Below are 11,828 nucleotides of genomic sequence, written 5' to 3' on the forward strand. Positions count from 1 at the left end.
ATTTCCTCCTTATGTGAATAATTTTATATATTTTATATAAGCGTGTTTAAATTATAGCAAATGACTAATTTTTTAGCATCTATTTTTTTAGTATCATTTTTTGAATTATTTTGCTTAATTTAAGGGTTAAAAAATCTATTTTCAACATAATAATTCATTAACTCTTTATTAATGTATAATTTAAACAATTTAAATTACGAGGTCGAAATGTTAGATATAAAATATGTTTTAAATAATGAAGAAAAAGTAAGAAAAAACCTACAAAACAGAGGTTTTAAAATTGAAATTTTTGATGAATTTGTTTCATTAGCTAAACAAAGAGGTGGCGTGATGAAACAATCACAAGATAAAAAAAATGAATTAAACAATCTTTCAAAACAATTTGGTTTATTTAAAAACGATAAAGGTAAATTAGTTGAATTAAAAGCACAAATTGAAGTAGTTAAAAACGAAGATTTAACTTTATCTAACCAAGAGCAGGAGTTAAATAGCAGAATTAATGAATTAATTTTACAAATCCCTAACGAAACTTTAGAAGAAGTTCCTGTTGGAGAAGATGAAAATCAAAATGTAATCATTAAAGAACATGATAAATTAGGTAGAAGTCTTGTTAAAGATGTGTTACCTCACTATGAAGTTGCTAAAAATTTAGGTATCTTAGATATTGAAAGAGCTGTTAAATTATCAGGTTCAAGATATGTAATTTACAAAAACAATGGTTCAAAATTAGTTCGTGCATTAATTTCATTTATGTTGGATTTACACACTTCAAAAGGTTATCAAGAATTCACAACACCTGTAATTGTTAAAGATAAAATGTTATATGGAACAGGTCAATTGCCTAAATTCAAGGAAGATTTATATAAATTAGAAGGATTAGATGAATATTTAATCCCTACTGCTGAAGTTACATTAACAAACATTTACAATGATGAAATCATTGACTTAACAACTCCTTTTAGAGCTACAGCATATACAGAATGTTTTAGATCTGAAGCAGGAAGCTCAGGTAAAGATACAAAAGGTATCTTAAGACAGCATGAATTTAAGAAAATTGAACTTGTAAAAGTTACATCTGCAAAAGATGCTATGGTTGAGTATGAAAAAATGGTTGAAGATGCTAAAGATGTGCTTGAAAAATTACAAATTCCTTACAGAGAATTACTTTTATGTACTGGTGACTTAGGATTTTCTTCAAGAAAAACAATTGACTTAGAATTATGATTACCTTCAGAACAAAGATATAGAGAAACATCTAGTGTAAGTTATATGGGTGATTTCCAAGCTCGTAGAGCTATGATTAGATATAAAAATGATGAAGGTAAAACTGAATATGCTCACACAATGAATGGTTCAGGTTTAGCTGTTGATAGAGTAATTGCAGCTATCTTAGAAAACTACCAAAACCCTGATGGAAGTGTTTCTGTTCCTGAAGTTCTTGTGCCATATATGGGTGGATTAAAATCATTATAATAACGCTTATGCGTTATTTTTTACACATTTTGTGAAAAAAATAACTATTTACTTAACTTATAGTTAAGTATGTAATAAAATGAATTTATATTTATTATTTTATTCACTCAATTTACTAAGGAGATTTATGAAAAAATTAAAATACTTATTATTTGGAGCAGGTTCAATTATTTTAGCCGCTGCACCTATTGTCACTAACTCATGTCATTCAGAAAAAAAACTTGAAGCACCTAAAGTAAAAACATACACAGAAGAAGAAGTTGCTGAAAAAATTAAAACAGCTCAAACTCTAATTGCAAATGGTGGAGGAATTGGTAGTTCAAATGCATGAAACTCATTTTCTGGAGAAAAACACGCTATGGGGATGCAAGTTTACAAAAATGCTAAAGCTGCTTTTGACAAAATGATTACACAACCAAATGTTGATTTAACTAAAGTTAATATTTCTGGTAATGAAATTGTTGTTTCAGCACCAGAAGAAGGTAAATTCATTCCAGTGGTATTTATGGATTTAGATGAAACTGTTTTAAATAACTTTAAATACCAAAACTATTTATTCCTTAACAACAAATCATACGATGGACGTGCATGAGACGATTTTGTTAGTCAAGCTATTTCTACAGAAGTTCCTGGAGCAATTGATTTTATTAAGCATGTTTACTCAAAAGGTGGGGTAGTATTTTTCAACTCTAATCGTTCTCAAAAATGACATAAAGAACCAAGTAAAACAAACTTAATTAATTTAGGGCTTGAGGCTAAATATATGCCTGATTTTGTTTGATGAATGCAAGGTGTGGATTTAGCTAATAAAGAAAAACCTTATTCATCAACAACCACTACAAGATCAGAAAAAGAAGAAAGAATGCATCTTGTAAACAATAATAAAATTACAATTGGTGAAACACCAGTTCAATTCAAGGTTGTTATGAGAGTCGGAGATGATATTTCTGATTTCAATGACAACTTCACTAAAAAATCAGGTGTAACTTCTGAACAAGTTGTAGGTGAACTTAAATCTGATTCAAATAGATATGGTGATTTATTCGGAAATATGGATATTTCTGTAATGGGAACATACTACAACAAAGAAACAGGTACTTGAGAGGATGAAACTCACTCTGAATCATATGTTTTAATCCCTGGAAATTCATCATATGGAAGTTGATTATCACATTTAATCGGTCAAAAAGGATACAACTACGCTAAGATTGCTGAAAAATTAAAAGGATTCATTTACGTTCCATCAAAAGGTTAGTTAATTTAATATAAAAAAATAAACCAATAAAATGGTTTATTTTTCTTTTTCAATTACATAAATTTGGTCGTTTATTCAAACAACATCACCTGGGTGTATTTTTGAAGATCTACCTTCAGGTTTTTTATTATTAATTTTAATATCATTTGTCTCGATAAAGAATTTAGCTTGACCACCTGTATCAGTCTCATTAATTTTCTTTAAAAATTGACTTAATTTGATTGAATCACCTGTTATTTTAATTGTCATAATTAATTGTTATAAAACTTTCTTAATGGTGTAATTAACTGAATATGTGAATTATCATTTTCCGTTAATAAAAGTACTCTATCTTCTTTTTCAGAAATGAAAATATTAATATTACCTGGTTCTAACTGTGAAACTGCATCTTTAATATAAATGTAGTTAAAGTCCATATCAATAGGTTTTCCTTCTAAAATTTGAAATTTATTTGAAATAGCCTTACCTGTTCCGATCTCAGGAACTTCAAATAAAACTTTAATTTCATTTTCATTAAATGAGAATTCCATTTTTCTATCTTTTTCTGTGATTTGGAATAAAGCTGTATTAATAACTTTTAATAATTCATCTTTTTCAATAGAAAATCTTCTTGTATATTTTGTCTGGAACAATGATGAAATATCAATATATTGAATTTTACTTACAGAAATATAAATTACTGTATTTTCGTAAGAAATACCTATTTTATGCTCATCAAAGAATAATTGAACTTTTTCTGGTGCATCTTTTGTAATAAGTTTTTTAAGACTTTTTGCATCAACTGTTAAATCTATATCAACTTTCTTATCAACTTTTAAAATTTCAGTTGAAAGTCTATATGAATCAGTTGCTACAAATCTTACATTTTCTGAATTTTTAGATGTTATATTAATACATTTAAAAACTATTGAGTTTAATTTATCATTACTTATTGTTGTTGAAATCGAAACATTGTTGATAATTTTATCTAATCTCTGAGCGTCAATTTCAAGAGTATTTTTTTGATCTTCAAAATTTGTATCAATATATTGTGTAATATCATTTGTTGTTAAAGTAAATGAAGTTGAACCTTCATAGATATCAATTAAATTACCTCTTTGTTTAAAGGTGATTTCTTTATTAAATTTCTTAATAATGTTTTTTAATAAAGAAGCTAAAATACAAAGTTTTCCTGCTTTTTCAACTTTAATTTTATCTTCATCAACTTTAATAACTTTTCTAGCTGCTATAGATGCGTTAGCTGCTGTTAAAACTAAGTTTTGACTATCTAATTCAATCTTAATTGTTCTTGATAAATAATGCATATCATTATTATCAATATAATTAGACATAAATTCAATCAATTGATCTATTAAATGTTTTGAAATTGTAAATTTCATATCTTCTCCTTAATATAAATATTAACAGTTGTTAATATGTTTATAACTTTCAAAAAGTTAAATTTTAATGTGTTTTTCTATTATTTTTTAAGTTTTTAGTTAAAAATAAATGTTTATAAATTATTAATAATTCTTGCGCATCTTATCTTCTACTTCATTTATAACTTTTTTAACTTTAATATCATCTTTAGTATTTATTTTCTTTAAAGCACTTAATATAGTTGAATGATCTCTTTTAAATAATTTACCTAATTCATTAGATGAATAATCTAAATGTTTTTTAATCATATAAATCGCAATTTGTCTCGCTAAAAAGATATTAGATTTTCTTGATGTGCTTAAAATATCTTTAACTGGTATTTTGTAATATTCAGAAACGGCTTTTAAAATTATTTCATCAGTAATTTCTGCTTTATCTTTAATAAAATCACCAAAAATATTTTTAATTGTTTTTATAACTAAAGTTTTTGGTAATGATTTAATTTCTTTTTCGTAGAAACTTAATCTTTTCACAGCTCCTGTAAGTGTTCTAATTGAATTTGAATGATTTCTTATGATGAAATCTTTTGATTCGTCGTCTAATGTATTTATGTCGAAGTTGTTTTCTGTAAGTAAGAAATCCAAAATCTTATGTAAATCTTCTTGTTCAGGTTGTTTGATTTTTGTAATAAACCCAGATTGAATTCTCGAAACAAGTCTTTCATCAAATATTTTAGAAATTCCATTTATATCTGTGTCTGAACAAAAAATGGTTAATTTACCTTTTTCCATTCTACTATCTAGAACTTGGAAAATATAATCCTTTGTAGCTTTTTTATTACCTGAACCATACAATTGGAAATCGTCAAACATTAAAATGTCGTAATTATCAATCAATTTCTTCTGAAATTTATTAAGAACATCAACTGAATTTTCTTTTAATAAAGGTTGAATTCATCGAATAAACTCAGTTGCATTAACAAGAAATGATGATTTACCTTCTTTGTTTAAAGCGTTAGAAATAGCTTTTAAAAGATGAGTTTTACCTAAACCGGAGTTACCTGTGATAAATAAAACTTCTAGTTTGTATTCATCATCAATAATTGATTTACAAATATTTAAAGCTTCATCATTGAATGAACCGTGAATATAGTTATGAAATGTATATTCAATACCATCTGTTTTCTTTTTATTTGTTGTTGGTATATGAATATTTAAGTTTTTACTTTGTTTTTCAGTTTCTTTAAGTGCATCTAAAGTCTCTTTATCAATTATTCTGTAAGCAACATTCGCTCCAAAAATTTCTTTGACTGACTTATCAAAAACATTTTTGTAATAATTTTTAAATGAACTTAAATTAGGATGGACTTTAGGGAAATAAATAACAACTTCATTGTTTTTGAAACTAAGAATTGTTAAATTTTTAAAAAACGTTTTAAAAGCGAGATTATCTTGAATTTCATTCTTTATATACTCAATATAAAGTTCGTTGTAAGAGTTTAATTTCGCTTCTTCCTTGTTTTTCTCTTCATCGAAATTATTAATATTCATAGCTAAATTTTATTACTATATAAAAAACATATTTAAAAATAAGTTATAAACAACCTTAACAACATAGTTATGCTAAAGTTATCCACAACTAAAGTATCTAAAATGTAAGTGAAAAAGTACTTATTAACATATTTATATTTTATTGTTTTAAGTATGTGGATAACTTATCAAAAACAATCCGATTTCACACCTAAAATAAAGGGTGATATATAAAAATTAAATCTTTATAATTTAAATAAATAGATAGAAAGTAAGGAGAGAAAATGAAGGGTAAATTTATTAAGCAAATTAAAGGTGGTAAAGAATTAGGTTGAGCACTTATGTTATTTTTACCTGAAGGTAAAAGTCAAACATTCTTAGTTTTTGTTACAAATGTCTTTCCAAATTTATATAAAAAATACGAAGTTGAGTTTGGAGATAATCCTAAAGCTAGTTACAAAAACTCAAAAATTATTAAGAATTTAGAGTTGATAATCGAAGATGTGCAAACAGATTGAGTTGATTATCTTTCAAAAAATGTACCTAACATCGGAAAATTAACTGCTAAAAAAATAATTGATGAATTTGGACAAGATTTATTTGCTAAACTAGCAGATATTGAAAATTATAGAGATGAATTATTAAGTGTAATTACTGATAAACAACTAGAATCATTAACTAAATATTATGAAGAAAATAGCGCAAGATTAAAATCACTACTAAACTTAACTGAAGAAGATAAGAAAAATATAAATTTATTTAATAACCCAAGAGTTAGTGATTTAGTTGAAAAATTAGCAACTATTCACGGTTCTAGAGAATTTAATTTCATTGAATATTACAAAAACAACTCTCCTTATTACTTGTTTATAGATAAAGTAATTGATGATATTTTTAAAGTTGATACTTTTGCATTCTTATTGAATTGAACTAAAGAAAATTATCAAAGATACGTAGCTTACTTATATAAAGTTGTTTGAGATTTAGAAACTCAAAACAGTACAATTTTTGATTTAGACACATTGCAAGCGAAATTCAAAAAAGCTATTGAAGATACGAATATAAAATGAAATTCATTAATAAACGAAGAAGAAAGTGATTTTGCATTCATAAAAAACGAAATTGATGTAGATATCATTTTTGAAAGATTTATTAGAGATGAACATTTAATTCAAGTTTTACCTGGTTTCTTTACTTTGAAAGCTACATTTGATAAAGAAGCATATATTTATAACAGATTAATGAAATTAGCTAATTCAGAATTAATTTGCAAATTAAAACCTGAAGCCATGATTGATTTAAAATTCTTATCAAAGCAACAAAAAGCTGCTTATGATAATTTCATAAACAAAAATATTTCAATAATAAGTGGTGGACCAGGGACAGGAAAAACATTTGTTATTAAGCATATTTATGAAACATTAAAGAAAAACAAAGTTAAAGCAAATGAATTCGCTATCTTAGCACCAACAGGTAGGGCTGCAACTAATGTTTCTATAAAGATTAAACATCAAATTAGAACAATTCACAGCTATCTACAAATAGCTAATACTGATGAAAAAATTTCTTTAACTAATTTAGAAGAAATTGTTGATTTAAGAATTTTAATTATTGATGAGTTTTCAATGATTGATGTTAACTTATTAGATAAATTGTTAAAAGCAAGTCCTAAATTAGAAAAGATTGTTTTAATTGGGGATGCTTTTCAGTTGCCTGCAATTGGACCAGGTAACTTATTAGATGATTTAATTTTTTCACAAAATATACCTACAACATACTTAACTAAGTTTTATAGAAGTGATTCAGAAACAATTTGAAAACATTTTTCAAGCATTAACAGAGGTGAAGTTGATGATTCAATGTTTAAACCTTCTGAAGTTGATTTAGTTAAAGTAGATAACAAAAACTTTCATAATGATTTATTAACGCTATATACAAAAGAAGTTGAAAAATTCGGAATTAATAACGTTATTATCCTTATTCCAACTTACAGACATCAATATGGAATTAATGAAGTTAATAAGAAAATTCAAAACGCAATAAATAAAAATGATGTTTTTGCAACAAATTGAAAAAACTATAGTCAAATTGAATATAGAATAAACGATAAAGTTATGCAGTTAGAAAATAGAAATAACGAAAATATTTCTAATGGTGATATTGGTTATATAACTGATGTTGTTTATGAGGATGCGACCTCTAAATCAGGTAACAAAAAAGTTAAGAAAATTAAAGTTACTTTCTATAGAGGGGATGAATGAAAAAAAGAAATTGAGTATTCATTAAGAGAATTCCAAGAACAAATTCAACTTGCATATAGCACTACAATCCACAAATTCCAAGGTAGTGAAATTGACTCTGTTATTATGGTCATTCATAATGAACACGCATTTATGCAAAGTAAAAAAATGCTTTATACAGGTGCATCAAGAGCAATTAAACACTTGCAAATATTTATTGACCAAAGTGTTGATTACAAAAGTTTAATTGAAAAAATACACGCAACAAGTGCTAATCAAGTGCATACAAACTTAAGATTCTTTATCCAAACAGAAAGAAGGGTTTAATGAAATTAATAGTTGGTTTAGGAAATCCAGGAGATAAATACAAATACACTAGACACAATGTTGGTTTTATGGTTATTGATAAAATCTGTAAGCAAATGGGTGTAGAGTTAAATAAATCTAAATTTAATGGAGAATATGTTAAGTTAGATGATTTAATAATTGCAAAACCAATGACTTATATGAATAAATCAGGTGAATTCGTTCAAGCAATAGCTCAATTTTTCAAAATTAATCCTGATGATATTTTGGTTATTCACGATGAAAAAGACTTTCCGCTAGGAAAAAGTGCAATTAAAATTGGTGGTTCAGGAGGAAGTCATAACGGTGTTTTAAACATTGTTCAAATACTTAGTACTCAAGAATTTAAAAGATTAAAAATTGGAATTAATACAGAACACGTAGAACCATTAAGAGATTTTGTTTTAGGTAATTTTACACCTGAACAAATGTTGGTTTTAGAACCTGTGTTAAATAAAGCTGCAGAAGCTTCAATTTCATTTGTCTACAATGATATCTTAACTGTTATGAACAAATACAATGTCAAATCAAAAAACTAAATATTTACTAGCTGTTAGTGGTGGACCAGACAGTATGTTTATGTTAAATGAATACAAAAACAAAAACATAATTGTTGCTCACGTTAATTACAATCAACGTGCTGATAGTGGTTTGGATCAAAAAGTAGTTGAAGATTTTTGTAAGAGGCATAATATCAAGGTTTATGTTTTAGAGTTATCAAAAAATGATTATGTTAAAGGTAACTTTCAATCTTGAGCTAGAGAGCAGAGATACAAATTTTTCAAAGAAGTTTATGTAAAAGAAAATTGTGACAAATTGTTAATTTCTCATAATAAAGATGATTTTTTCGAGACTGCATATATGCAAAAGCAGTCTAAAAGAAATGTTTTATTCTACGGAATAAAACAATCAAATCTTATTGATGGAATTAATATTTATAGACCTTATTTATTTAAGTATTTTAAAAATACAATAACAAGGAAAAATCAAAAAAATCACACACCTTTTTGTTTTGATTATACGAACAATTTACCTAAATATTCAAGAAATAAAATAAGGTTAGATTTCGCTAAAAAAACACTCTATAAAAATACATTTATAGCTTGTACACTATTAAAAAACTTCTTTTTAAGTTTCAAAAGAAAAAAAATTCAAAAAGAATTTCAAATTTGAAAAGAATCAAGATTTAATCAAGATGTTTTTGAAAAACTCAAGCACAAAAAACATTTAGTTTATCAGTACATTCACACATATTTTTCTGATGAAAACGTTGAATTAAGTTCATCGAAAATCAAATCAATTATTGATTTTATCCTGTCTAAAAACAGAACTTCAAAATACCTTCTAAAGAACGGTTTATATTTTGTCAAATTAAAGGGTGAATTGCTAAATTAATAAGGTATAATATAAAAAATATTAAATAATAAAACATCTCAAAGAAAGGAGATAAAATGCCAAGAAAAAGACGTTGACCTGGTATATTGATAGCTTTTGTTGTTGTTTTAATAATATCAGTTGGACTTTACTTAATTATCAGTAAGTTAACAGGTCCTCAAAATATTTCAACAAGCAAATTTGTTGAATACATCAAAGATGCAGCAAATAGTCAAGATGATGGAACATACTTTAAATTAATTAAGTTTGATCCTTTCACTAATCAAATGCATGGTACCCTTATAAAAAATAATAATCAACTTGAGATTGTTGCACCTGGTTCATTCAACTTCATAAATGAAGTGTATGAAATTAAAGATCCTCTTAAAGAAGCAACAAAATTTGTAAATAATGGTGCGGTAAGTTCAGGAGAAATTCAAAATGCAGCAGCACCACAACCAGGTTTTTTCTCAACATACATTCTTCCGTTTATTCCTACGTTATTATTCCTTGGAATAATGTTCTTTATTTTTAGATCACAAGCTAAAATGATGTCAGGGCAAGGTGGAGCTATGTTTGGTGATAATAGTCCTGCTCAAATTATTAAATCAGATAAAAAATTCTCTGATATTGCAGGAAATAAAGAACCAATTGAAGAAATTTCAGAAATAGTAGATTACTTAAAAAATCCTAAAAAATATGAAGTGTCAGGAGCCAGAATGCCTAGAGGTATTCTTTTAGGAGGTCCTCCTGGTACAGGAAAAACTTTATTAGCTAAGGCGACAGCAGGAGAAGCTGATGTTCCATTCTTCTTTGTATCAGCATCTAACTTTGTTGAGTTATTTGTTGGTATGGGAGCTAAAAGAGTAAGACAAGTTATAGCAGAAGCACGTAAAAATGCGCCAGCAATTATTTTTATTGATGAGCTTGATGCTATAGGTAGAACAAGAGGAAGTGGTATTGGTGGAGGTCACGATGAACGTGAACAAACACTTAACCAACTTCTTGTTGAAATGGATGGTATTAAAGAAAACTCAGGGTTATTATTTATTGCAGCTACAAACCGTACAGACGTTTTAGACCCTGCTTTAACAAGACCTGGACGTTTTGATAGGGTTATTACAGTTGGATTACCAGATGTAAAAGAACGTGAAGCAATTTTAAAACTACACGCTAAGGGTAAACGTATTTCAAATGATATTTCGTTTGAAAATGTTGCAAGAAGAACACCTGGTTTCTCAGGAGCTCAATTAGAAAACGTAATTAACGAATCCGTTCTTTTATCAGTTAGAGAAAATACAGGTATTATTACAAGAGATCAAATCGATGAGGCAATCGATAGAGTTATGGCTGGTCCGGCTAAAAAATCTAGAACTATTACTAAGGAAGAATTAACATTAGTTGCTTACCACGAAGCAGGACACGCTGTTGTTGGTATAAAAGTTCCTGGTGGTAATAAAGTTCAAAAGATTACTATTATTCCACGTGGTCAAGCTGGTGGATATAACTTAATGATGCCTGAAAATGAAAAATACAACTATACTAAAGAAGAATTATTAGCTTCTATAGCAAGTTTTATGGGTGGTAGAGCAGCAGAAGAAATTATTTATGGAGAAGATAAAATTTCAACAGGTGCTGCAGATGATATTTCGAAAGCAACAGCAATTGCTAGAAGAATGGTTACTGAATTTGGTATGTCTGATTTAGGTCCGATTAAATATCAAGAAGAAGAAGGTTCTCCATTCTTAGGAAAAACTTTAGCTACAAGTTCATCAATTTCTAACCAAATTAGCCACGAAATTGATCTTGAAGTTAGAAAAATAATGTTAGAAGCTAAAAATATAGCTACAAAAGTTATTAAGAAAAATAGAGAACTTTTAGAGTTGATTAAAACTTCATTACTTGAAAAAGAAACAATTGTTGCAGAAGAAATTGAATACATTGCTAAAAACTTACAATTACCTCCTGAAAAAGAAAAATCAGAAGAAAAAGCTAGTGCTGTAGGTTTAGATGAATTAATTCAAATGACTTCTGACCCTAATATTGGACAAAGTACACAAACTGATTTTTACGATAAAAAAGAAGAAAGTATTTCTGCTGACTTAGTTTCAGATGTAGTTATTGATAGTGATAATCCGGTCACAGAAGATGGAACTGAAATTGAAAAATTATAGTGATTAAACAACTGGTTTTCCGGTTGTTTTTTTTATACAAAAATGCTTTATAATTAATAAATTAATTATAAGTAAATTT

At 27.0% G+C, this 11,828-nt stretch carries 9 protein-coding genes; 6 read left to right on the forward strand and 3 right to left on the reverse strand.

Going from position 1 to position 11,828, the window contains the following annotated elements:
• Window positions 1–207: 207 nt before the first annotated feature.
• The gene (serS, locus tag VBM91_RS01995) at window positions 208–1,473 is read left to right on the forward strand and encodes a serine--tRNA ligase (protein WP_323189107.1); all 1,266 of its coding nucleotides are present in this window, start codon (window positions 208–210) and stop codon (window positions 1,471–1,473) included.
• 127 nt (window positions 1,474–1,600) lie between these two features.
• Entirely contained in the window at window positions 1,601–2,728 is a 1,128-nt protein-coding gene (locus tag VBM91_RS02000) for an HAD family acid phosphatase (protein WP_323189108.1), read from the forward strand.
• Between the two features lie 36 nt (window positions 2,729–2,764).
• On the opposite strand, the gene VBM91_RS02005 is transcribed toward VBM91_RS02000, so the two are convergent.
• From VBM91_RS02005 to VBM91_RS02015, 3 genes are all read right to left on the reverse strand, one after another.
• Entirely contained in the window at window positions 2,765–2,977 is a 213-nt protein-coding gene (locus tag VBM91_RS02005; RefSeq protein ID WP_323176757.1) for an RNA-binding S4 domain-containing protein, read from the reverse strand.
• Between the two features lie 2 nt (window positions 2,978–2,979).
• Window positions 2,980–4,107 (reverse strand): DNA polymerase III subunit beta, encoded by a 1,128-nt coding sequence (locus tag VBM91_RS02010; protein WP_323189109.1) that lies wholly within the window; start codon window positions 4,105–4,107, stop codon window positions 2,980–2,982.
• 123 nt (window positions 4,108–4,230) lie between these two features.
• A complete protein-coding gene (locus VBM91_RS02015; RefSeq protein ID WP_323189110.1) occupies window positions 4,231–5,637 on the reverse strand; it encodes a DnaA ATPase domain-containing protein in 1,407 nt (468 codons plus the stop codon).
• A 263-nt stretch (window positions 5,638–5,900) separates the two neighbouring features.
• On the opposite strand from VBM91_RS02015, the gene VBM91_RS02020 reads away from it, so the two are divergent.
• The 4 genes from VBM91_RS02020 to ftsH are packed head-to-tail and all read left to right on the forward strand — an operon-like array spanning window position 5,901 to window position 11,749.
• Window positions 5,901–8,183 carry an AAA family ATPase gene (locus VBM91_RS02020; protein ID WP_323189111.1) on the forward strand — a complete coding sequence of 761 codons (2,283 nt, stop codon included), beginning with the start codon at window positions 5,901–5,903 and terminating at the stop codon, window positions 8,181–8,183.
• On the forward strand, window positions 8,183–8,740 hold the full coding sequence (pth, locus tag VBM91_RS02025) for an aminoacyl-tRNA hydrolase (protein ID WP_323189112.1): 558 nt from the start codon (window positions 8,183–8,185) through the stop codon (window positions 8,738–8,740). The genes VBM91_RS02020 and pth overlap by 1 nt, the downstream gene beginning before the upstream one ends.
• Entirely contained in the window at window positions 8,721–9,596 is an 876-nt protein-coding gene (tilS, locus tag VBM91_RS02030) for a tRNA lysidine(34) synthetase TilS (RefSeq protein WP_323189113.1), read from the forward strand. Before pth ends, tilS begins: the two co-directional genes overlap by 20 nt.
• Before the next feature lie 56 nt (window positions 9,597–9,652).
• Window positions 9,653–11,749 carry an ATP-dependent zinc metalloprotease FtsH gene (ftsH, locus tag VBM91_RS02035; protein WP_323189114.1) on the forward strand — a complete coding sequence of 699 codons (2,097 nt, stop codon included), beginning with the start codon at window positions 9,653–9,655 and terminating at the stop codon, window positions 11,747–11,749.
• Window positions 11,750–11,828: the final 79 nt, after the last annotated feature.

Origin of the sequence: Mycoplasma sp. 2248, from assembly GCF_034863245.1 — a bacterium.
Classification (GTDB): Bacteria; Bacillota_I; Bacilli_A; order Mycoplasmatales; family Metamycoplasmataceae; genus Mycoplasmopsis.